Origin of the sequence: Thiorhodococcus drewsii AZ1 (assembly GCF_000224065.1) — a bacterium.
Classification (GTDB): Bacteria; Pseudomonadota; Gammaproteobacteria; order Chromatiales; family Chromatiaceae; genus Imhoffiella; species Imhoffiella drewsii.
On record NZ_AFWT01000012.1, the window covers coordinates 1 to 23,556 of the forward strand.

The 23,556-nt window shown below is 61.1% G+C and carries 17 protein-coding genes; 1 reads left to right on the forward strand and 16 read right to left on the reverse strand.

Annotation, left to right across the window (positions count from 1 at the left end; translation table 11 throughout):
• Window positions 1-258 precede the first annotated feature (258 nt).
• The 4 genes from THIDRDRAFT_RS09715 to THIDRDRAFT_RS09735 all read right to left on the reverse strand — a co-directional run bounded on the left by THIDRDRAFT_RS09715 (window position 259) and on the right by THIDRDRAFT_RS09735 (window position 6,195).
• Window positions 259-1,209: a glycosyltransferase family 2 protein gene (locus THIDRDRAFT_RS09715; RefSeq protein ID WP_007040664.1), complete on the reverse strand. Its 951-nt coding sequence runs from the start codon at window positions 1,207-1,209 to the stop codon at window positions 259-261.
• A 185-nt stretch (window positions 1,210-1,394) separates the two neighbouring features.
• On the reverse strand, window positions 1,395-3,338 hold the full coding sequence (locus THIDRDRAFT_RS09720) for a hypothetical protein (protein WP_007040665.1): 1,944 nt from the start codon (window positions 3,336-3,338) through the stop codon (window positions 1,395-1,397).
• A gap of 376 nt (window positions 3,339-3,714) precedes the next feature.
• Window positions 3,715-4,287 carry a pilin gene (locus tag THIDRDRAFT_RS27100; protein ID WP_281054763.1) on the reverse strand — a complete coding sequence of 191 codons (573 nt, stop codon included), beginning with the start codon at window positions 4,285-4,287 and terminating at the stop codon, window positions 3,715-3,717.
• 318 nt (window positions 4,288-4,605) lie between these two features.
• Window positions 4,606-6,195, reverse strand: a complete 1,590-nt coding sequence (locus tag THIDRDRAFT_RS09735; protein WP_007040667.1) for an ATP-binding protein — start codon at window positions 6,193-6,195, stop codon at window positions 4,606-4,608.
• Between the two features lie 223 nt (window positions 6,196-6,418).
• On the opposite strand from THIDRDRAFT_RS09735, the gene ribF reads away from it, so the two are divergent.
• Complete coding sequence (gene ribF / locus THIDRDRAFT_RS09740) at window positions 6,419-7,369, forward strand: bifunctional riboflavin kinase/FAD synthetase (RefSeq protein ID WP_007040668.1); 951 nt, start codon at window positions 6,419-6,421, stop codon at window positions 7,367-7,369.
• Between the two features lie 67 nt (window positions 7,370-7,436).
• Here the strand turns inward: ribF and THIDRDRAFT_RS09745 are convergent, their stop codons facing one another.
• From THIDRDRAFT_RS09745 to THIDRDRAFT_RS09800, 12 genes are all read right to left on the reverse strand, one after another.
• On the reverse strand, window positions 7,437-8,297 hold the full coding sequence (locus THIDRDRAFT_RS09745) for a ferredoxin reductase domain-containing protein (RefSeq protein WP_007040669.1): 861 nt from the start codon (window positions 8,295-8,297) through the stop codon (window positions 7,437-7,439).
• Between the two features lie 48 nt (window positions 8,298-8,345).
• Entirely contained in the window at window positions 8,346-8,570 is a 225-nt protein-coding gene (locus THIDRDRAFT_RS09750) for a hypothetical protein (RefSeq protein WP_007040670.1), read from the reverse strand.
• Window positions 8,563-9,153 (reverse strand): electron transport complex protein RnfA, encoded by a 591-nt coding sequence (locus THIDRDRAFT_RS09755; RefSeq protein ID WP_007040671.1) that lies wholly within the window; start codon window positions 9,151-9,153, stop codon window positions 8,563-8,565. Before THIDRDRAFT_RS09755 ends, THIDRDRAFT_RS09750 begins: the two co-directional genes overlap by 8 nt.
• Window positions 9,143-9,805, reverse strand: coding sequence for an electron transport complex subunit RsxE (gene rsxE / locus THIDRDRAFT_RS09760; protein WP_007040672.1), 663 nt, complete (start codon window positions 9,803-9,805; stop codon window positions 9,143-9,145). Before rsxE ends, THIDRDRAFT_RS09755 begins: the two co-directional genes overlap by 11 nt.
• A 10-nt stretch (window positions 9,806-9,815) precedes the next feature.
• A complete protein-coding gene (locus THIDRDRAFT_RS09765; protein WP_007040673.1) occupies window positions 9,816-10,499 on the reverse strand; it encodes an RnfABCDGE type electron transport complex subunit G in 684 nt (227 codons plus the stop codon).
• A gap of 63 nt (window positions 10,500-10,562) precedes the next feature.
• Window positions 10,563-11,621, reverse strand: a complete 1,059-nt coding sequence (locus THIDRDRAFT_RS09770; RefSeq protein ID WP_007040674.1) for an RnfABCDGE type electron transport complex subunit D — start codon at window positions 11,619-11,621, stop codon at window positions 10,563-10,565.
• 199 nt (window positions 11,622-11,820) lie between these two features.
• Window positions 11,821-13,152, reverse strand: coding sequence for an electron transport complex subunit RsxC (rsxC, locus tag THIDRDRAFT_RS09775; protein ID WP_007040675.1), 1,332 nt, complete (start codon window positions 13,150-13,152; stop codon window positions 11,821-11,823).
• Window positions 13,153-13,325: 173 nt separating this feature from the next.
• Window positions 13,326-18,266 carry a 2-oxoacid:acceptor oxidoreductase family protein gene (locus THIDRDRAFT_RS09780; protein WP_007040676.1) on the reverse strand — a complete coding sequence of 1,647 codons (4,941 nt, stop codon included), beginning with the start codon at window positions 18,264-18,266 and terminating at the stop codon, window positions 13,326-13,328.
• A 265-nt stretch (window positions 18,267-18,531) separates the two neighbouring features.
• A complete protein-coding gene (locus THIDRDRAFT_RS09785) occupies window positions 18,532-19,398 on the reverse strand; it encodes an RnfABCDGE type electron transport complex subunit B (protein WP_007040677.1) in 867 nt (288 codons plus the stop codon).
• Between the two features lie 297 nt (window positions 19,399-19,695).
• Window positions 19,696-20,568: a COG3904 family protein gene (locus tag THIDRDRAFT_RS09790; RefSeq protein WP_007040678.1), complete on the reverse strand. Its 873-nt coding sequence runs from the start codon at window positions 20,566-20,568 to the stop codon at window positions 19,696-19,698.
• An 11-nt stretch (window positions 20,569-20,579) separates the two neighbouring features.
• Complete coding sequence (locus tag THIDRDRAFT_RS09795) at window positions 20,580-22,169, reverse strand: imidazole glycerol phosphate synthase HisHF (RefSeq protein WP_007040679.1); 1,590 nt, start codon at window positions 22,167-22,169, stop codon at window positions 20,580-20,582.
• Window positions 22,170-22,308: 139 nt separating this feature from the next.
• Window positions 22,309-23,310, reverse strand: a complete 1,002-nt coding sequence (locus THIDRDRAFT_RS09800; RefSeq protein ID WP_007040680.1) for a MerR family transcriptional regulator — start codon at window positions 23,308-23,310, stop codon at window positions 22,309-22,311.
• Window positions 23,311-23,556: the final 246 nt, after the last annotated feature.

Sequence of the window (23,556 nt, forward strand, 5' to 3'; positions counted from 1 at the left end):
ATCTGTAGCACCTCGGCGATTTGCTCCGCTGTCCAGCCGGTCGCGAGCAGAACAACCGCCTTGATCCGATCAGCCTCGCGTTTATCGCGCGTACCTCGGTGGGCCGCACGCAGTTCCGCGAGTTGCTTATCAGTGAGGTGGTAGTCAGGCATGGCGAAGATTCTACAGATTCGGTTGAGTGTCACAAAATGCCTGTCCGCAAAAAACTCAAATGAGAGCGGTATAGATGGAACATCTGACGCATGCGCCTATTCAACATCAGCGCAACGTGCGGTTGTGTTCCATATCCATCCACATCGCGAACAGCAAGAACTGCAGGCCGCTCATAAACAGGAACATCGCGAACAGGGCCGAGGTCGCGGCGACCGGACCATGGAAAAGCCGTAAAGTCACCAGATAGAATCCGAACAAGAAGCCGGTTGGGAACAAGACAGTGCCGGCAATATAGAAGAACAGCAACGGATGAAAGTCCCGGATCACATATTTCTGGAGCATCCGGTACCAGAACAGCCGATGCAGCAGCAATGACAGGCGCGGGATCATCCGCAACGGACGAATTCCAGACTTCTCACCGATCCCATAGATGGGCCGGATCGGAATATCTTTGACACGAAAGTCATAGATATTGAGCCGGGTCAGCAGGTCATTGGGCTGACCGTAGCGCCGATACATCTGGTCCCAATCGATGGTACGCAACGCCTTGAGGCTGATCGCGGTGTAACCCGACTGCGAGTCGGCCACATTCCAGTAACCGCTAGCGATCTTGGTCAGAAGCGACAGCATGGCATTACCCAGATAGCGCACGCGGGGGATCATCTGCCAAGCCTCGCCGCTGAACAGCCGATTGCCCTTAGTGTAATCGTACTCGCCGCTCAGTACGGGCTGGACGATGGATTCGAGTTCAGCCGGATCCATCTGGGCGTCGCCGGCCATGACGGCGGTTACCTCAATGCCCTCGTCACGCGCTGCCTTGTAGCCGGTGGCGATGGCGCCACCTACGCCCTGATTGACCGCATGCCGGATCAGCACCAACCGATCCGGGTCTTTGTCCACATAGCCCTGAACGATGGTACAGGTCTCGTCCCTGCTCACGTCGTCCACCACGAAGATACGGTCGACGAAAGCGGGCATGGTCTCGATAACCCGGCCAATCAGCAGGGATTCGTTGTAGCAGGGGACGACGACGGCGATGTGTTGAGCGTTGAGCATGAGTTCATTCCGGGCTACAGTGCGCCTCGTTTTGCCTTGTTTTGCCTTGTTTTGCCTTTTTTCAGGCTCAGGCGCGAGAATGCGGCCTCGCCGCCTTAGCGATCATTAATTGACGTGATTCCCTAACCGCAGAGATTCTAGCGCGTGGGGACCAGAGACAAAGTTCAGAGATTGCCATCCATCTGCTATGGCGCTGATATTGATTGGGTCTTCATGTCCTTCTTCATCAGCCTGATCAGCCGCTCGATCTCAGCGATCTTATCGTCGCGCCAGAGCCGTTCGCCCTTGGATCTGGGTGGCGTCTCTCGCGCCTTCTGTAAATATGTATCCGCGTCCTCGAAAAGCCCGGCGGTCGCAAGCAACCAGGCTTGATTGAGCGCCACATCGAAACTTGGGCGGGCCGCGTAGGCGAGGTCCAGCGACTGTATGGTCGCATTAAGATCGCCTCGCTTTCTTTGGCGGTCTGCCAAAATGCGGTAGAGGAGAGTCCGCGCCGCCTCATTTCCATAAAAGCGGGGATTACTCAAATAAAGATCGATAATCTTTTCCAGGTCATCCTCTTTGAAATCGCAGCCCTCCTTTTTTGCATTCTTGGCAATCCAGTCAATACCTTCCAGGCTGCCATGCTCGAAGTGTGCCGAGGGCACCATTTGCTCCAATGAGCCCATGTCACCCCCGATGGGAGGGGCTGCGGGGTTTCGGCAGCGCTGAATGATAAGGCGCAATAAAGACAAACCCGCGTCGTTAGGATTCAGACGTTGCGCAAGATCGAATTGCTCGATCAGTCGCTCTGAATCACCGATCTTTGACCAAAATCGAATGGCGCCGATCTGCGCCCGTGCCGAGCCTGGATGCTCGGCTGCCCAGACAGTCGAGATCTGATTCGCATCACCCCACACCCTCGCGGATAGAAAGGTGATCAACAGCGTTAAGCTCAGAAACGCGGCGACGCCAACCCGGCTAATGACAGCCAATTTCCCAGACTGATTCATCACCCAATAGCTCACAGCGAAGGCAAAACCAAACATAGGCAGATAATTACGATGCTCGAAATAGAGCTCGATCGGCAGAATGGTCGACTCCAGCAGGTGCGCCAGAAAGAACCAGAGGATCGCAAAGGCCAGTAATGGATTACGCCGCCTCCGCCAGATGGCAAAACCAATGAGGCTGAAGATGGTGATGATCGACAGCAGGGTGGTCGCGGGTTCAAGCAATCCGCGCGAGATCATAAAGTCGTCGTGATAGGGGCCGGAGGCTGAAATCGAGGGCAACAGAATCACCCGCAAATATTGCATCAGAACGCGCGACTCGGTGAGCAGCCGCTCGATCATGTTGAAGTCGCGCTTGAGATAGAGTTGATCGATATAAGGCAGAATTGAAAAGAAGTAGGCGACGATGGCTAGAAGGGGTACGCCCAGGAACAACCAGGCCCAAAATCGCCAGTAATCAGGTCGTGGCGGACGATCGCGCGCAAGCAGGGTCGCCTCTATAACCATTACATAACAGACCGTCATGATAGCGGTCTCTTTACTGAAGATGCCCAACACGAGAAAAGAACCGAACCCAAGAATCATCCATCGGTAGCCGGCAATTGGACGGTCAACTGCCAGGCGTCGGCCATGCAGATAGGAAACAAGCGCCAGGAGCGAAAAGGTGCCCGCCAGCAGGGTCATACGCTGGATCACCATCATTGTCGGTGATAGATGCAGGGGGTGAACCAGCCACAATGACATGACCAACAGCGCGATCCAATCGGCGTGGTTCGGGTCGGTATCTCGATTACATATCAGATTCGCCAACATGCGAGCAAACAGGAAGACGAGCACACCGTTCAAGAGATGCAAGAGCACATTGAGGCGCTTAAAACCATATGCAGTGGTCGGCCATGCATTATCGTTGATAAGAAGTGACAGATAAGAGAGTTGGCGCCCGATTGCGCGCTCGCCACTAAATATCAGTTGATAGACATCGGACAGGGTATCGATCTGACCATTGTCGCCGGCCAACTTTGGTAAATGGATAAAATCATCTAACAGAAAAGGGCCGGAGAGTCCGGGGGAGAGGATTGCAAACCCCAACACAAGGATTAGCGGGAACAGGACAACAACGATTAGCGAGGATCGCTTCATAAAAAATTAATAACAAAATCAGCGTGCAAGTACTGCACTAGAATAATTCATGCAGCGCACAAACATTAGAAAAGTTTCACTAACAAGTTACGCATGGTTTTAATTGAAAGCGCCTAGCAAAGATGCTTGCTAATAACATAGCGCATAACTCGTTGTCTCTCTCGCTACTTAAGTATTGATGCGTCGATCATCGTTCCGGCCACCCTACAGCGATCCACGCGTAGCAATATATAAAATCACCGAGTTGCGAAGCAAAGACCATGCGTTATTTCTGGTTTTGGCCGGAACGATGATCGACCCCAGTATTGACTTGCTTCATATCAATATAAAACCCCCGAAGTCACCTTAGGGGGTTTGTCTGGTCCAGCACCCAGGCTTAACGGCAGTTTGCGGGCAGATATTTACGCGCGACGGTGTTAGACGTTGTCGCCGTATCGCAAACCCAGTTAATGTTGCCAGGAGTAAAAGAACCTTGATAAATGAGGGTATTACTCGCCGCTGCCAGGCCAATCGCAGTCGCTCTGTAGGTAATCGTAATCGTACGACCACCGATTGCAATACCCTGTACGTATTGGCTGCTTGGTGAGGTAAACCCTGCCGAAGTATTATTGGTAGGCCATGTATTCATCGCAAGCCGATGCTCCGAAACGGCTGTTTTAGCTGAGGTAGCAAGGCCAATACCCTCAGAGACTTTTGAGCGAATGATATAATCCTGATACGCCGGAATCGCAATCGCCGCCAAAATACCAATGATCGCCACAACGATCATGAGTTCGATTAGGGTAAAGCCTTGTTGAACCTTTTTCATGGATTTCTCCGCAATGGATGTTGAAACCGTCTGAGCGAGCGGGGAGGCTTGATGCGGCCTGATGCGTCTCGCCGCGCCGCTGATGTCTCCCGAGGCGGATAAAGCAGCTTGCATGCCATTTTTCAATGGTTTTGCGGTCAAGGCTCAGGAACCCACGCCATGACTAGAGCCGAGACGCCAGACGCCCCGTCTTCGCCCACCCAATCGGCCTCACCCGCGCATGTCCCTAATTCCAAAATCGTCACATGCTGACCAGAAATGTCAGCAACTGTGCCCTCCACCATTGTGCGGCGAGGACATCGACCTGCTCGCCCAACCCGACGCACTCTATCAGGCGGCCAAGGCCAAGCAAGCATCCCGAACGCTGGAGCACTGACACGCGCAACTGGTAGCCCGATACCACCGTCTTCCTCACCCCCCTGAAAACCCATGTGCCCTTAATGCGTTTCAGAAAGCGCATCAATCGACTCGCCGCCAATCGGCCTGCACCAAATTCCGAACCTGACCATCGAAAACCAGTCCAAGCTCGAACAGCCCCTTGCCGGGTAGATCCCGGTATTTAGCGCTGTAGTCGCGGGCGCGGATCTGGGCCAGGGCGGGGTTGGTGGATTCGCCCTTCTCCCCTGCCCCACTTCCCTCCGGTTTGCGGTTGAGCTTGATCTCGATGACGTAGATGTAGCCGGCGAGCTTGGCGGTCAAATCGACCTGGCCGTGATTGCTGATGTCCTCGGGAATGATCTCGGCGTTGAGGCTGGCGAGGAAGGCGTAGAGCACGCTGGCGTAGTAGCCCTCGCTTTCGGGTAGGTCGTTGTGGGTGAAGTTGCGCCAAGGAATGCCAGCGAACAGGCGCTTGATGGCGGCGATGAATGCATCGACGTCGCCGCAAGACAGGGGGCCGTAGACGGATTTCTGCCATTCGAGCCGCTCGCTAGGCAGGCGCTCAGTGTAGGCGTCGATCAGGTGATTCGCCAAGGCGTGGCGGACCTCCTGGTTGGGGATGCGCAGGGCGAAGAGCCATTGACCGAAGCGCTCGCGCGTGTCGGCGATGGTGAGATAACCGGTCTGGAATAGCAGGGTCACCGGGTCGATGCGTTCGATGTCGAAGGAGTCGAGGATCTCCTCGCTGGCTTCGATGCCTTCGAGGTCGGGCAGGAAGAGGCGACGGTTCCGAAGCAGCTCGATCAGAAAGCTGGGGTTGCCGGTCTCGAACCAGTAGTTGCGAAATTGGTTCGCTTCGCTGATGAAGAGCAGGATATCGAAGGGGTTATAGACCGATTCACCTCGAAAGGCATAACCGTTGTACCACTGCTTAAGACGCGCCCAGTCGACGCCCCGCAGATGCTCCCTAAAACTCGTCTCCAGATCCAACTGGGTGTAGCCGCAAATGGCGCCGAAGGCGGCGGACAGCGTGATGTCGCGCAGTTGGTTGATACCCGAGAAGAGGCTGACCTTGCTGAATTTGGTCACGCCGGTCATTAAGACGAGCTGAATATGGGCATCCTGCCCCTTGATGGCCGAGTAGAGATTCTTCAGCCCTTCGCGCACCTCGGCGGCACGGGCGAGGTCGGTGATGTTGTCGAGGATGGGCTTGTCGTATTCGTCGACCAGGATCACGACCCGCTGACCGGCTGCGGCGTGGGCGCGGATGATCAGCTCGGACAGACAGCCAGGAATGTCGTTGCGCGTCCGGTCACAAAACACGCCCAGGCGCTCGGCATTCTCCTTCAACATCCATTCGATGCGTAGATCCAGTTCGGCACGACTCCGCAGCACACCAGCGGAAAAATCGAGCCGGATCACCGGATGGCGCTTGCTCCAGTCCCAGCGTTCATGGATGTAAAGCCCGCGAAACAGCACCTCGCTGCCTTCGTGAAGCTCTTTGAGGGTGTCGAGGAACAGGCTCTTGCCGAAGCGGCGCGGGCGTGAGAGGAAGTAGTATTTGCCGCTGCTCGCCAACGCCCAGGCGTGGTCGGTCTTGTCGACGTAGACGTAGCCCTCCTCGATGATCTCGCGGAAGGTTTGGATGCCGATCGGGAGTTTTTTCAGCATGGCGTATCGCTCGGATGTTGCTCGTCCGCTGAACGCAGTGCGACCGGGCATTCGATCGCATCTCGATACGAACTAGCCCATCCTATCAGTGAATCAGGCCGGGATTGCGGCGAGTGTAGCGCGCCGACCCAAATGCCGGCGCAAATCTGACCCAAACGCGCTGAATCACGTATAATCGGCGCCCTTTCGTGACTCATTGCCGACCCCGACTCCCAGCAAATCCATGAGGCTTATCCGAGGCTTGCACAACCTGCGTCCCGATGACCGGGGCTGTGTCGCCACCATCGGCAATTTCGATGGGGTCCATCTTGGCCACCGGGCCGTTTTCACGCGTCTGCTCGCGCGAGGGCGTGAATTGGGGCTGCCGGCGACCGTCATCATTTTCGAGCCTCAACCGATGGAGTATTTCGCGCCCTCCACCGCGCCGGCGAGGCTCACTCGACTGCGCGAGAAATTGACGGCGATCCGCGAGGATGGCATCGAAAGGGTCATGCTGCTGGAGTTCGGCCCCAGGCTGGCGACGCTGGACGCACGGGCCTTCGTTCAGCGGCTGCTGATCGATGGGCTCGGAGTGAAATTCCTGCTGGTGGGGGACGATTTCCGCTTCGGGCATGCTCGGACGGGAGATTACGCCCTGCTGCGCGAGATGGGTACGTCCGCGCGTCGTGACGGCCACGGCTTCGAGGTCGCAAACCTGCACACCATCACCCAGGCCGAGGAGCGCATCAGCAGCACGCGGGTGCGTGAGGCGCTGGCGCGCGGCGATCTGGAACAGGCCAGGCATCTGCTCGGGCGGCCCTATCGCATGCAAGGCCGGGTGGCGCATGGCGACAAGCGTGGTCGCTCGATCGGCTTCCCCACCGCCAACATCCATCTGCATCGACGCGCAAGCCCATTGCGCGGCGTCTTCGCCGTCATGGTCGATGGGGTCGGAGACAGTCCCTGGCCGGGTGTCGCCAACGTTGGCAGCCGTCCGACCGTCGACGGTCACGAAGATCGGCTGGAGGTCCATCTGTTCGGGTTCGACCGAACGATTTATGGCCATCAACTCACGGTCGAGTTCCGGCTCAAGCTGCGCGACGAGATCCGTTTCGATTCCTTCGAGGCGCTCAAGACACAGATCGCACTGGATGCGGCAGCCGCGCGGTCTTTTCTGGGCGTTCCGCCCGTTTAGAGACCGCCTATTCGAGCCACGAAAAAAGGGGCGCCAGGCGCCCCTTTTTTCATTCAGAACTTGGGGTTCAATCGTAGATGAGTTCGGACCAGCGACCGTCCTCGATCATCTTCCGCTTGATCTCTTTCCAAGCCTCCTCGGATCCGGCCTGCTCGGCCATCACCTTGTCGAACACCGTCGCCACCTTGCCGAGTCCGGAGAGGAAGACGTGGGTATTGGATTCGTTGATCAGACGCCAGGCATCGGCAACGTTATGGGCAAGACCCTGCTCCAGCGCCTGCGAGGAGGTCTCCAGCGGACGGGTGCCGAGCGCACGGAAGGCCTTGAAGGTCTTGTCGTCGTAGTAGTTGGCGAGGTCGGTGGTCTCGTCGTTGGCGTACATGAGGTCGAGACCGCTGTGGCCGCCGTAGTAGAGACGCACCTGGCCCTTCCAGTCGCCGCGACGCTCGTAGATGAGCTGGGCGAAGGCGCGGAACGGGGCGATGCCGGTTCCGGTGCCGATCATGAGCAGGTTGGCACGGTTGTCCAACGGCATCTTGAACGGGCTCAGATGCGGACCGTTGATGCTGATACGATCGCCGACCTGGGCGTCGCAGAGATAGTTGGAGGCGACGCCCGGATAGCGCTCGCCACTCACCTCGTCGAGATAGAAGCAGCGACGCACCAGGATGTCCACCTGCACGCCCGAGCCCACCGGAAGGTTGCGGGCGTTGGCGATCGAATAGCGACGCAGATGGTAGGCGTTGCCGAAGTCGTGCGGACCGGGCACCAGCACGCCGATGCTCTGGCCTTCGACGAACTGGAAGGCGGGATCCAGCACCTCCAGCGTGATATGGCGCACCTCATCGGTCTGTTCGGAAGTGACCCGCTGCGACGCCTTGATGACGGCCTCGGTCGTCGGGCCGATTTCCGATGGGAACTGACTCATCCGATAACTCCTCGACCCTGTGCCGATGGGCACGGGATCATACGTTGGTCAAGTGGGATGTTTCACCGCCGATGGCGGTGCGGGCGGCGCGACGGATCGCGACCGCTGGGGTTGTTCGCAGTGCCCACTGCCACAGGAACAACCGCCGTCTTCCCGACGGAAGGGGCCGAGTTCCGGATTGCGGGCGGCAAAGCCGGCATAGAGCCGCTGGACCAAGACCCAGCCGCCCAGCACGATGAAAACGATCAGCGGTGCCAGCAGCACCTTAACCATGCCCGCCTCCGAGGCCGGCGAAGCCCATGAACGCAAGCGACAGCAGACCGGCGAGCATGAGGCTCATGGCCGCCCCCTGACTGACGCTCGGGACTCTGGCCAGGGCCAGCTTCTCGCGCAGGCCCGCCATCAGCATCAGCGCCAGGGTGAAGCCAGTGCCGGCACCCAGGGCATAGACCAGACTCTGCACGAAGTCGTATTCCTTGGCCGTCTGAAACAGCGCCAGACCCAGGATCGCGCAGTTGGTCGTGATCAAGGGCAGGAAGATACCGAGCGAGCGGAACAGCGCCGGACTGAAACGCTTGACGAACATCTCCACCAACTGCACCGCCGAAGCGATGACGGCGATGTAGCAGATCAGACGCAGGAACAGCAGGTCCAGCTCGGTCAGCAGCCAGTTGATGCCGAAGGCGGCGGCAGAGCTGACCAGCATGACGAACATGGTCGCCAGCCCCATGTTCCAGGCCGTCTCCCGCTTCCCGGAGACGCCGAGGAAGGGACAGATCCCCAGAAAGAGCGCCAGGACGAAGTTGTTGACGATGGCCGCGTTCAGAAAAATCAGCGACAAGGGCTCAGCGTGCATGGGCGGTCACTCCGATCTGCTCCGCCTGTTTGCGCTCCTTGCGCAGACGCAGCCAGTTGAACAACAGGAGCCAGGCGCCGAGGACGAAAAAACCGCCCGGCGGCAGGATCATGACGACCCAGGGTTGGAAATCGGGCGAGAACAGATGGATCCCGAGGATGGTTCCGTTGCCCAGAATTTCGCGCACCGTGCCCAGCGCCAGCAGCGCCAGGGTGAAGCCGGCGCCCATACCGAGACTGTTGACGAAGGTCGTCGTGAGCCGCTGTTTGGAGGCATAGGCCTCGGCCCGGCCAAGAATGACGCAGTTGGCGACGATCAACTGAATGAAGGCCCCGAGCGCGGCATAGAGCTCCAGACTGATGGCCTGGATGCTGTAGTCGACGATGGTCACGAAGGTGGCGATGATGACGATATAGCTGGCGATACGCACCTGCTTGGGGATCCAGTTGCGCAGCAACGAGACCAGCAGGCTCGAACAGACCAGCACGAAGGTGGTCGCCAGCCCCATGGCGAGGGCGTTCATGGTGGTGCTGGTCACGGCCAGCACCGGACACATGCCAAGCAGCATGACGAACACCGGATTCTCTTCCCACAGACCGCGCAGGAAGGTATCCGGGGTCAGCGTCTCTTGTGTATTGGGCAATTCAGCCATGGGTCTCGCCTCAATGTTGTTGCTTCAGCCAAGCCAGATCGCGCTCGATGGCCGGCACGGCACGCTGTGCGGCCGCGTTCGCGGCACGCCCCATGGCCTTGGAGGAAATGGTCGCGCCCGAGATGCCGTCGATCTCCCAGGGCTGGTTCTTGGTGCCGTGCTTGACGGTGACGATGGGGTTCGCGAGCGCCCTGCCCTCGGCATCGAGTCGCGCGTCCAGTGCCTCGAAGTTCTTGAGAAACTCGGGATCGAAGTCCAGCTTGTCGCCGAAGCCCGGCGTCTCGTTTGAACTCAACACCTTGCTGCCGTTGAGACAGCGGCACTCGGGATCGTAGGCGAACATGACCCGGATCGGTCCCGCGTAGCCGACGGCGACACCCGTGAAGGCCACGCCGACCAGATTGCCGGCGGCATCGTATCCGCCATAGACGTGCTCGCCGTCGACACCCTCACCGACGGGCGCCAAACCGCCCTGCTTCGTGAGGACGAAATCGCGCTTGAGGCTGGCCTGTGGCAAGACGCGAAAGACCGCCTTCTCGGTCAGGACGCGCTGATTCTCGGCGATGATCGGCAGTGTGACCTGATAGACCAGGGCGACCAGCAGACCCGAGAGCAAGGCGATGCCTCCCAAGGTGCGCAGCATGGCCCAGGTCGGCGTCGCCGCTGCGGGCCGGGATTGGTTCTGTGCTTCCATAGTCTGTTCAGTCTTCAGTGATCGGTGGACGGACGCGGCGAATCGGACGGGATAGCCAAACCATCAAGCCGCATCCCGTTTGTCTGCGGACTTCCGCGTCACGCCGTACACCCTGGGCTGGGTCCAGCTGGAGATGAGCGGTCCGACCGCATTGCCGAGCAGCACCGCGTACATGACACCCTCGGACAGTCCGCCGAACAGACGGATCACCACCGTCAGCGCGCCGATGAAGAGACCGTAGAGAATGGCGCCGCGCGCCGTCACCGGCGAGGCCACCATGTCGCTCGCCATGAACCAGGCCGCCAGCATGAGTCCGCCCGAGCAGAGCACGAACCAGGGGCTCGGATAGGTTGCGCTGTCCATCAGCCACAGGGGCAAGGCGACCATTACCGCGCCGGCCAGGACGCTGAGCGGAATGCGGATGTCCAGCATCTTCTGCCAGGCCAGCCAGAGCCCGCAGATGAGGATGAGGATGGCGGAGGTCTCGCCCGCCGAGCCGGCGACCATCCCGGAGAAGACGTCGGCGATCGGTGTCTCGATGTGCTGGAACTTCTGGATCGCCAGCGGCGTCGCGCCGGTCCAGGCGTCCATGTTCAGACCGGCGACCCATGCATCGACCGGGATCGGCTGCATGAAGGGCAGCGTCAGGGTCGAAGGAATCAGCTCGCCGAAGCGTCCGGGCGCGAAGGCTGGGGTCCAGGTGGTGATGGCCACCGGAAAGGCAGCCTGCACGAAGGCGCGTCCGACCAGCGCAGGGTTCATGACGTTGTAGCCGAGCCCGCCGAACAGTGACTTGCCGAGCCCGACGCCGACGAAGGCGGCGACCGCCGCCATCCACAGCGGAAAACCGGGCGGCAGGGTCAAGCCGAGCAGCAGCCCGGTGATGACGACCGACCAGTTGCTGACCGTATTGCCCTGCCCCGAACGCCGCGAAAAGAACCATTCCGTAAGGATGGACACCCCGGTCGTGGTGAGGAGGAGCAGGAGCGCGCTCAACCCGAACTGGTAGACCGCAAAGGCGCAGATGGGCAGCAGCGCCAGCACCACGGTGCGCATGATCCGCTCGACCGACATCACCCGCTTGAGGTGCGGGGAGGTCCTGATTTCAATGCCTTTTGCCATATGACTTCTTCAAAACCGCAAAGGCGCCGGAGGCGCCGAGGAATCATCGGGGATCGTGCGGCACGCGCGGGCTCGCGCACGCCACCTCGCGTTTCGTTTCACGCCCAACGCCCATGGCGAGGCCCCGCGACGGCGGAGACACAGGGCGTGGGTTGGGCCGATCTTCGCCCCCCACCCACGACCAAACGGCCTCCCGTGTTCAACCCTTGTCCCGATTCAGCGACTTGGCGATCCGGAAATACTGGGTCAATGGGATATTGGACGGACACACATAGGCACAGCAGCCGCATTCGAAGCACTGATCCAGATGGAACTGCTCGGCCATGATGCCGTACTCGCGGGCCAACGCCAGCTCGCCCAGCATGGATGGATTGAGCGAGATGGGACAGGCATTGAGGCACTCGCCGCACTTGATGCAGGGATGCACCTTGCGCCGGGCCAGATCCGGATTCTCCGGCTCCAGGGCCACCACGCCGGACACGGCCTTGGTCACGGGCACGTCCAGCGAAGACACGGCCATCCCCATCATGGGGCCGCCGAGAATCACCTCGCCCGGCTCTCCGCGCAGCCCGACCTGTTCGAGCAGGAAACGCAGCGGGGTGCCGATCGGAACCATGAAGTTGCCTGGATTCGCGACCGCCGGACCGCTGACAGTCACCACGCGCTCGATCAGGCCACGGCTCTTGGGCAGCAGATCCCCGATCTGGGCCAGGGTCCCGACGTTGAAGACCGCGACGCCGACATCCGAGGTCAAGCCGCCGGCTGGCACCTCCAGACCGAGCAGGCTCTTGATGAGCATCTTCTCGGCGCCCTGGGGATACTTGGTACGCACCGCCTCGGCCGTGATCGGCAGATGACGGGGGATGCGCGCGCGCAGATGGGCGACCGCGTCGAGCTTGTTGTCCTCGACGCCGATGATGGCGCGCTTGGCGCCGGTCGCGCGCAACGCCATACGGATCCCACGGATCAGCGCATCCGTATGCTCCAGCATGATGCGGTGATCGCAGGTCAGATAGGGCTCGCACTCGCAACCGTTGACCAGCAGGGTCTCGATCACCCGTCCAGCCGGCGGCTTCATCTTGACGTGGCTCGGGAAGGCTCCACCGCCGAGCCCGACCAGACCGGACTCCTGGACCGCCGCGATGATCTCATCGGGCGCCATCCGCTCCGGATCGCGCTCCATGTCGTAGAGCACCTGCTGACTGGCCGCGTGATAGACCTTGAGGTAGATCGCCTGGACCTTGGGACCTTCGGCGCTCGGCGCGAGACCGATCGCACGCACCACGCCGGTCGCCGGCGCATGCATGGGGACCGAGACGAAACCATCGGCGCGGGCGATCGGCTCGCCACGCACCACCTCCTGTCCGACCCTGACCAGTGGCTCGGCGGGCTTTCCCTTGTGCTGAGACAGCGGGATGACGAGCTCGGGCGCGAACGGCATGCGCCGAATCGGTTTGTCTGCGGTCAATTCCTTGTGCTCGATCGGATAGATCCCGTGATCGAACGTCTTGGACCGACGAAAGAATCTCATGAGACCTGTGCCCGAATGACCGTCTTTCCGTGACGACCGAGCCGTATCCGGCGCAAAGGTAGGGTCGAGTACCGCTATGTGATCTTGCATCGTTGGAGTGCCGACGTTGGTTAAAACTCTGCTGAGAAACCCGGATCCGACCGAGGCCGAATCCGGATCGCGACGCGAACGTCTTACTGGAACTTCTCAGCGCGCTTGATCAGCTTGTCCAAGCCGGTCTCAGCCGGATTCCATGGCATTCCGGGATGGATGCAGTTCGCACCGCACTTCTCCGCAGCCTTGACGATATCCTTGAAGGGACCGCCCTTGGGGTCGAGGATCTCGACCTTCTTGTCGGTGTTGTACTTGAAGATCTTCGGATTGATTGTGATGCACTCGTCACAGGCGGTGCATTCGGGCGTCTCGACCCACACCGGATCCGCGTCGGCACCGGCGCCATTGTTGCCGGAACCATTGGCCCCGGCATGGGCAGCACCATTACCGTTGTGACCACCGCCGTTGACGGGCGCCGCGCCGACCAGACCGGCGAGTCCATTGCCCTCACCGACCGCCATCGCCAACAGACTGCTGGTGAGCTTCTGCGCCATCTCGGCCTTGGCCTGGTTGCGGACCGCCTCGACGTCGACCTTGTTGAGCTCGCCGCAGATGCCGCGAATCTGGGTCCAGAAGTGACGACGCTCCTCGCAGCTCAACACCAGCTCCTGGGACACCAGCACCCGCATCAGACGATTCTTGGCATCGACCGCCCAGATATAGGGATAGAGCCCGTCGCGATCGGAGTCGTCCAGATTCAGGAACTCGTCCATGCGCACCATGGAGTCATTCCAGGTCTCGGGCGGCGCCTTGCGGAAGTGCTTGCGGAAGCGGCCCTCGCTCATGGCGAAGTCGACGAAGGTGAAGGGGACCTCCATCTCGGCCGGCTCGCCCTTCTCGTTGATGTATTTCAGCGACCAGGAGATCCAGTCCTGATCGACGTTGGGATTGCCCTCGATCGAGCAGCACTCCTCGAAGCTCGTTCCGGCGTCCGGGTCGAAGCGGAACAGCGGATAGGCGCGCGACTCCACCGCCATACGGGCATGCTTGTTGGACATGTCGTCGCCGATGCCATGCTCGGGCTGGCAGGAGGTGTAGACGTTGAACAGCGCCGGACGACGCGAGTTCAGGCCGTCGATGTAGCCTTCCAGCAGATGGGTCAGGTGCGACGCCGAGCTGTTCAGCACGAAGCTGGTGCGGTGCGCCATGCCGATCAGGCCCATCTCCTTACGCACCTCGGTCTTGCCCTTCCACTGCTTGCCGTAGGGTGCCATGTCGGCGACCTGACCGATGAAGCCCGAGGTACAGGACTGACCGCCGGTGTTGGAGTAGGCCTGGGTATCCAGCACCAGGATCTTGACCGGGTGGCCCGACATGAGGGCACGCGAGAGATTCTGGAAGCCGATGTCGTACATGGCGCCGTCACCGCCGATCGCGACCACGGGCGGACACAACTTCCATTCCTCGTCGGAGAAGTCCTTCCAGCCGAAATAGGTCAGATTGGACGCAGGATTGGCCGCGTTGAACGTACCGTCCAGCTCCTGACGCGCCTGACGAATCGCCTTGAAGCCCTCGCCCATCTTGCGCATGTGGCCCTCGAACAGACCCAGCGCCATGGAGGGGGCATCCTGGAACAGGTTGTTGGACCAGGGGAAGGGATAGGGGTTGTAGGGGAAGGTCGCACCCCACACCGAGCTACAGCCGGTGGAGTTGACGATACCCATCTCGGCACGCGGCTGAGCGGCGGTGTACTGCGACTTGAGATGACGCAGCTTACCGAGCAGCGCGGTGACCCACTTGAGCCAGTCTGGGTCGACCGGCTGGGCGCGACGATCCTCCAGCTCGGCGGACAGATCGGACAACATGAGATCGTTGTCCTTGTGCGAATCCAGCGCCTTGCCGATCGCCGAGGTATCGCTCAGATCCATGCTCGAGGCCAGCTTGAGCCGGATATGGGTCTCCAAACGATTGATGAGGTCGTCGATCTCGGCCAGATGGCGCTTGACGCGCGGCTGCATCAGGGCGGTCACCGTGGAGGTGAAGAGATGCAGCGCGGTCTTCTCGCCGCAGCCCATGCAGGAGCCATCGCCCGAGACCATCGACTGATAGTTCTTCTTGTCGAGCAGCAAGGTCTCCAGCGCGCCGACCTTGTCGTCCAGGTCGTCGATACGGATGAAGTCGGGATCGGTGGTCGGCAGATCGAGCCACATGCCCCAACGCGCCTGCATCTCCTTGATGCGGTCCTCGGTCTGGGGCTCGTCGATCAGGGCGCCGTCGTTACAGACCTCGATACACTCCATACAGCCCTTACAGGTGTAGGGATTGACGGTGATGCTGAAGAGTCCGCCGCTGCCCTTCTGCTTCTTCTCACGGTTGGTCCAGTAGGGCTTGGTGATGGCGAACTGATAGTCGGCCAGGGCCTGCATCATGAGACCGAATTCCTTCTCTGCGGCCTCCTTCTGCTCCGGCTCGCCGCTAAAGGCGGCCAGGGTCTCCAGCACAGCCTGGTCCATGAGCGCACGCATGTCGGCGGTCTCGCCGGCGGCCTCGATCAGCGCGCGCAGACGCTTCTCGACAGTGCGGGTCTCGCGACGCAGATACTGGGTCGGCATACCGCGCTCGACACGGGCGATGGCCGTGGCGAAAACGTCGGAGATCTTGTTGACCAGACCCGGCAGCGCGCTGTCCGGACAGACGGAGAAACAGCTGCCGCACGCGGTACAGTTCTCCGGGACGAACTTGGGATAGGCGAAGCGGATCTGGGTCATGTCGCGGTAGACGCCGGTGGAGGCAGGCATCAGCGACAGCGCCATGTGCGGATCGGTCAGATTGTCGCTACCGCGACCGCTGGCATAGAAGGAACCCGTCTGCTCCCAGAAACGATGCACGTCGGAGACGCCACCGTCGCCCTCGGGCAGGGTCTTGAGCATGATCGGCAGACCCGGTTCCTTGCGGGCCAAGAACTGGCCGGAGACCAGCGGCTTGTCGGTGATCTCGAAGATCTCGTCGAAGCCGCGACGCACGATACGCAGGTTGTCCTGCACCACGCGCTCGCCCTTGCCGCCGAACTTGGAGCGCAGCTGCTCCTCGATGGAGGCGAACAGCCCCTTCTCGTCCAGACCGGAACGCTCCATCAGCGGAGAGGCGGCGAAGAAGGCGCCCTGGAAGGCGTTGCCCTGCATGCGGAACTGGAGTTCCGGATTGGACGCCTCCTCACGAGCGATCTTGAAGCCGTCGATGTAGAAGACGCGGATCTCGCGCTCGACGATGAACTTGCGCGCCGCCGGCGGGAAGCTGGCCCACACCTGCTCGGGATTGTCGAGGCTCGACTGGATGACGAAGCTGCCGCCGCGATCCAGACCGGAGAGCGGATCGGAATGGGTGAAGACGTTCGGGTCCGGGCTCAGCACCACGTCGACGTAGGTGTACTCGCAGTTGAGTCGGATCGGCTCGGGCGCGGCCGAGAGGAAGTAGGTGGTCGGCTGACCCTTCTTCTCCGAACCGTACTTGGGATTGGCGCGGATGTCGTAGCCGAGCAGGTCATAGAGGGTCATGGCCAGGTTCTTGCCGGTGGTCACGGCACCCCAGCCACCGACCGAGTGCATACGCACGGTCACGGCGCCCTTGGGCAACAGATTCGGGTTTTCGCTACCGCGCAGCGCCATGTCGCCGATGTTCGGATAGGCGTCCTTGAGCGCCTGAATCCGGATCTCGTCCTTCGGATCTGCGGCCGCGCGCATGAAATCGACGGAGAGGTAGAAGAACTTGCGGCGCTTGGCCTCGGGCAGCATGTTTTCGACCGCCGCGATCAGCCCCTCGGGCTGCAGATCGCGCGAGCCCAGACCGTAACAACCGGAATAGAGACGCGGCATGTCGCCCGACTTGTAGGTCGGATAGAGCGGATACGGCATCTCCTCGTTCTTGGAGATCATGCCGTTTTCCAGACACTTGGTCAGTGCCGCGCGCGTCTCGCGCATGATCGGCAGATCCTCGGCCAGCGGCTGGTCGGTGCGCTCCAGGATGGCCACGCCCTTCTTGCCCTGCAGCAAACGGGCGATGGCATCGCCCGGGAAGGGGCGGAACATGGTCATGTTGACCACGCCGACCTTCAGGCCACGACTCTCGCGCAGATAGTCGGCGACCGCCTCGGCCTGGGTCACCATGCTGCCCTGACCGATGAGGAGATAGTCGGCATCTTCGCAACGATAGGGGGTCGCGCGATGGTAGCGACGGCCGGTGAGTTCATAGAACTCGTCCATGACCTGATCGGCGATCTGTTCGATGTGATCGAAGAAATAGGGGCGCTGACCGGCGACCGCCTGCATGTAGGCGTCCTGGTTCTGCACGGTACCGGAGGTGAAGGGGCTATCGACATCCCAGACCAGGGGAACGCGACGACGGGTCGGACCGTAGACCAAACGCTGAGCGGGGGTGGGACACTCGATGACATCGTCCGGGCGGCCGAGGAACGCCTCGATCAGCGCACGCTCGGGAACCATCAGGGGCTCGATCAGGTGCGTGGTGAGAAACCCGTCCTGACCCACGGCGGCAGGCGTCAGGGTCAGCTCGGCGATCTTGCGGGCGATCAGGTTGAGGTCGGCCGCCTCCTGGGCGCTCTTACCGAAGACCTGGAAGAAGCCGGTATCGTCGATACAGTGATAGTCGTCGTGCGCACAGTGGACGTTGAGGCTCGCCTTGGTAATGGCGCGCGAGCCGATGTTGAGCACGTAGGGCAGACGCTTGCCGACTGCGGCATAGAGCGACTCGTGCATGAAGGCCACGCCCTGCGCGGAGGAGAAGTTGGTCGCGCGCAGGCCGGTCATGGACATGCCGGCGGTCACGGCCGCAGCGGCATGCTCGGATTCGGGCTCAACGAAGATCAGTGGGTTGCCAGACACGTTGAGATGGCCGCTGGCGACCTCCTCGGCCCAGTATTCGCCCATCTGGGTGGACGGCGTGATCGGATAGGCGCCAGCGGCGTCGGACGCCTCGCGCTCACACATGACGACGGCGGTGTTGCCGTCCATCGCCATACGGGTGCCAGGATACTTGAACTGCTTTTCGTCTTTCTTTCCGAACATTGGCCTTCTCTCAGTGTTGAACCGCCACGACGCCGAACCAAAGCCGAAAAAGGCCAAGGCCGCGCACAAGGGGTCATTATTCTTAGGTTGCGGTCCGGTGCGCTCGTGCCAGCGCCAGACCACGGATTCAAGCTGCTCCGGACACCCGCATGCGGGCGGTTCATCACCGCATGCCTGGCAATTCCGGGAATCGAACCTGGGCGGACCGCCTCCCACCGCTCACTGCGGGATCCCGGTCCGCCCTAGCGCAGTCGCGGGGCGCTCCTCACGCCACCGGTAGCGCACCTTTGCGAACCACCTTGCGGGCATCTCGACCCTTGACCACAGTGCCGTCCTGCTGCAGCCAGAGAATGGCCCCTGTGGGACATCGCTCGATCGCGACCTTGGAAGCGATGTCGTTCTTGGCGTAATCGATGATGGCGAGATTGTCTTCGATCCGAATCAAGCCTTCGGGAGAATCCTGGGCACAGCGGCCGCACGCCGTGCAAGCCACCTCACAGTGGTGCTCGGCCTGGTCGCCGAACTCGAGGTTCTTGCAGGCCACCCACAAACGATGGCTCGCCAAATGCAGACTGAAGAGATCCTTGGGGCAGACGGTCACGCAATCGCCACAGGCGGTGCATTTATCCTCGATCACCACTGGAATCCCCTGGGGATTCATATAGATGGCACCGAAATCGCAAACCTGCTCGCAATCGCCGAAACCCAGGCAGCCCCAGGAGCAGCCACGCCCGCCGCCCGACACCAGCGCCGCAGCCCGACAGGACGGAATGCCGCTATAGGTTGCGCGCACATAGGCCACGTTGCCGCCACCGGCACAGGCCAAACGGGCCACCCGTTGCTCGCCGCCACCCACATCCACGCCGAGGAAATCGGCGATGATCTGGTTCATCGACTTGGAGTTGGCGGTGCATTTGCCCGGCTCGACCTCGCCATTGACCAGCATTTCGGCAAAGGGGCGGCAGCCAGCCGTCCCGCAGGCGCCGCAATTGGCCTTGGGAAGCAGGTCTTCGACCTGGTCGATCCGAGGATCTTCATAAACGTAAAGCCGCTTGTTCGCTACGACTAACATCGAGGCGAGAATCAGGCCGAGCGCGGCCATGAAACCAACGGCAGTTAGGATGGTTGCCATAAACTGCTAAATCCGGCGAAGGGCGATCAGGAGAGTGCGGCACCGAGGCTCGAAAGTCCCGCTCACCGAGCAACAGGACCCCTGATAGCCGCGATCAGGAATCGCTCAAGGAGAAGATTACGAAAATATGCCGTTAGAGAAACCGGCGGGAGTTTACGAAATTATTATGCATTAATATGGCCAATTATGTTAATCATAAGCATTGGAAATTCAAAATGATTCATCGCATGGCATTAGACAGACCCCCAGATCATCACGGGGATCGAAACAGGACGGGCTATCCGCTGGACCGGGCCGCTAATCGAAGCCCTCGACCACGCCCGTGACCAAACCGGTCGCCAAGGCGTCGGATAGCGGAATGATGAGAATCTTGTCGTTGGGAACGGACGCCGCCGCGATGGCCACGTCCGGATCGATGCCCATCTCGCGCAGATAGAGGAAGGAGTCGGCAACATAGCGCTGCCCGCCCTCGTGACTGCTATAACGGCTCGGCACCTTGCTCTGATGGATGCCGAGTTTGGCATTCTGGGTGACATAGCGCTCGACCCCACCGGCGAGGACGTCGACGCAGGCCGAGACGCAGATCCGATCGACGGCGGTTCGCAAGCCGTTCGCGCGCAAATAGCGCCCCAGCGTGCGCGCCTCATAGACCGAGCCGCCGGGACTGTTGATCACCAATCCGATCGCACGCCGCCGCCGCAGCTCGACGATCGTCCGCTTGGCAAAGCCCGGCAGGATTTCCGCGTCATCGACCCTCAACCACGAGGTCCGCAACTCGCCGTCGGGCTCGAAACGCACCAATCCCGAGACCACGCCAGTCACCTCCGATAGCTGCTGACAGGCATCGTTCGCGATCGCGATCAGCTCTGGCGCGCGGGACTGGTATTCGAGAAGCAAGGCGTTGGCGCGCTCGACCACGACATCGATCGGGATTCGATAACGGTCGACGGCGACGAGAACGGCGGCATCCGTCGCCGCCACCTCATTGGTCTGCCCCACGCGCAGAAGATGACAGGCAGCAACCGCCGAGATCAGATTCTCGCGAGACATCCCCTCCAGCGCTGACCCACCGACTTGGGAGGAGTCGCCGATCGGCGCACCGACCATGGCACAGCCGACCAACGCGCAGAGCAATGCGCCTAGGGCAGCGGTGACGACCCGTCTTGGCATAATCAGGCCGGTCAGGCCCGGATCTCGATTCCCTGCTCGCGCAGATAGGATTTGACGGCTTCGATCGGCACCTCGCGGCGATGGAAGATACCGGCGGCCAGCGCGGCCTCGACATCGGTCGCCGCGAAGACCTCGGCAAAATGCTCGACGCAACCGGCACCACTGGAGGCGATCACCGGGATGCTCACCGCCGCGCTGACCGCTCCGATCAGTTCGTGATCGAACCCGGCCCCGGTTCCATCGCGGTCGATCGAATTGAGCAAGATCTCGCCCGCACCTAGATCCTGACAGGCCTTCGCCAGCTCGACCGCATCGACGTCGCGTCCCTCGCGACCGCCTTTGACGGTGCACTGGAACCAGCAATAGCGCTCGCCATTCGGACCGGGCGTCGCGGTCTCAACCGTGAAATGGCGCGTCGCCTCGGGCGTTTCCACATAGACCCGGCGCGGGTCGATCGAGATCACCACCGCCTGGGCGCCGTAGACCTCGGAGATCTGCTCGATCGCGCTGGAACCGTCCTTCGCGCCACCGCGCTCAAGATAGCGCTCGACCGTGTAGACGGCGTCGGAACCGATCGAAATCTTGTCCGCGCCGGAGCGGAAATACTCGTCGGCGACATCCAGGGCGGAATAGCTGACCCCGTTGGCGTCGGTGAAGGAGCGGATGCCGCCGCCGATGGTCAGTGGCACGAACACCCGCTCGGAGGTCCGTCGCAGCACCTCCAGCATCGGCTGGTCGGCGAGCGGGAAGTCGCGAAAGGCGGTGATGTTGAGGAAGGTGACCTCGTCCGCCCCCTCCTCGAAGTAGCGTTGCGCCAGCTCGACCGGCTTGCCCAGGTTGCGAACCTCGCCGGCCTCGCGCACATCGTATTGGTCGCCCTTGGTCACCACCAGGTCGCCGGCATCGTTGGTCCGCACGTCCAGACAGGCGATGACGCGCTTGGCAAAACGGGTGTCGGCGCCCGCGACCCCGGCATCACTCATGGAGGCCGCCTCGTCCCCGGCAAGGAAGTGACGCAGCAGACGCAAGCCGGCCGCCCCGCTCTTCTCCGGGTGGAACTGAACGGCGGCAACCTGTCCGCGCTGGACCGCACTCAGGAAGGGCGTGCCATAGTCGGTCGTCGCGAGCCGCCAATCGGCATTCTCCGGGCTCGGCTCGGCCCGATAGGAGTGGACGAAATAGAGCTTTTCTCCGGCATAGCCGGCGAAGAGCGGAGACGGCCGCTCGACTCGCACGTTGTTCCAGCCCATGTGCGGCACCGACAGACGAGTGGCGTCGAAACGGCGAATCTGGCCGGGAATCAAACCGAGCCCTTCCACGCCTGGGCACTCCTCGCTGCCCTCGAACAGACTCTGCAACCCGATGCAGATCCCAAGAAAGGGACGATCGGCGGCGAGATATTCCTTCAGCGGCTCGACATATCCGAGCCGATGCAAACGCTCCATGGCAGCGCCGAAGGCTCCGACACCCGGAAAGATCAAGCGCTCGGCTTTGAGAATATCCGAGGGTTTTTCGATGTCGGTAATGGAGAACCCGAGGGCCTGTATGGCATTGCGCAGACTGCGGACATTGCCTGCGCCATAGTCCAGGAGCGAAATCATACGTCGAATCCGAGGGGGGTCGTTGATGAGCGGGACAGACGGCATGGAGCCGACTGGAAGGTCAGTATTTTAGCGCCAAGTCGCCATCCCGTTGAGTCTTTTCTTGGTCATCGCGCCTTTTCGCACCACGAAATCGCCATCATTCCGCCGAATCAGTCGTGTCGACATCGCAGTGATCGCCCTCGGACAGGTCCAGTGAACGCGAAAGCCCCTCCTCCAGAAGCGCACGGGCCTGAGCCGCACACGCCTGAACGAGCGCCTGCGCGGCGCTAGCCGCGCCTTCGCGGATCGCACACTCTCGACTGTAGGACTCGAAGGCATAGAGCGCGGAGATGAGATCGACCAAATGACGATGGCAGTCGCAGGGGCTCGGACGCGCGCTTGCGATCGCTGCGAGTTCCGACGCACTGAACTTCGGTCCTGGGGCTGGGCGCGCAAGGTCGACACCAAGACGTTCGAGCGGATCGGACGGAGGAGGAGCGACGGGTCTAAAGGCCTGACAGCAACGCCGAAGGTCGGCCATGCCAATCGGCGAACGCCGCGCAACCAGCCGATCCGAGACCAGCTGTTCCAACACGCCCTGCCCCGCGAACCCATAGACCAACACGCAATGGGTGGCACCGGAGCGCGCCAGCAAACGGTGAACCTCGCCGACCTGATCGGCATGAATCCCCGGGTACTCCAAGACCAGAACATCCGGAGCCGGATCGCGATCGAAGGAGAAGATGCCCTCGCGCGAACTCAGAAAGCCAAGACATTCGAAATCCGCCGCCCCGCTTGCCTCGACCCGGAGGCGATCGGCCAGATAGGGACCGGACACGAGCAATCGCCAGGGCCGCGTGCGCGCGACTGGCGAACGATCAATGAGATCCGCGCTGCGCAGTCGCTCGCGCAGGGCGTCGAGTGAGAGATTGGCGACGCTGCTGATCGCATCCCCTCGATCGACGAGTCGCTTGATGAGCGTGAGGCGTCCGACATCTGCCGAATCGTAGAGCCGGGTTCCCGAATCCGAACGGATCGGCGTCGTGACATGGTAACGACGTTCCCAGACCCGCAGGGTATCGGCAGGAATGCCGGTGAGCCTGGAAACAGCGCCGATACGATAGGTCTGCCCCTCTTTCGGCGGAGAGCGATCTGCCAAGTTCTCTGTCCTCGTCATGTTCTCGTGGCCGCCAGTCCCTATTGGCGCTTTGCGTCCTACACTTAATGGGAGCGACGGGAGTGGCCTCCAAGCCCATGGCGCTGCGAACGGATGTACAAATTCCGCATCACCGTCAAGCCTTGTAACAGGATTGCGACGGAAACGCCCGGACAAACACCGCGAGCAGCGGGATTCGCCGAATGAAAACCGCTTGGGGCCTGACTTGAGGGCATTGGCTCGAATTCT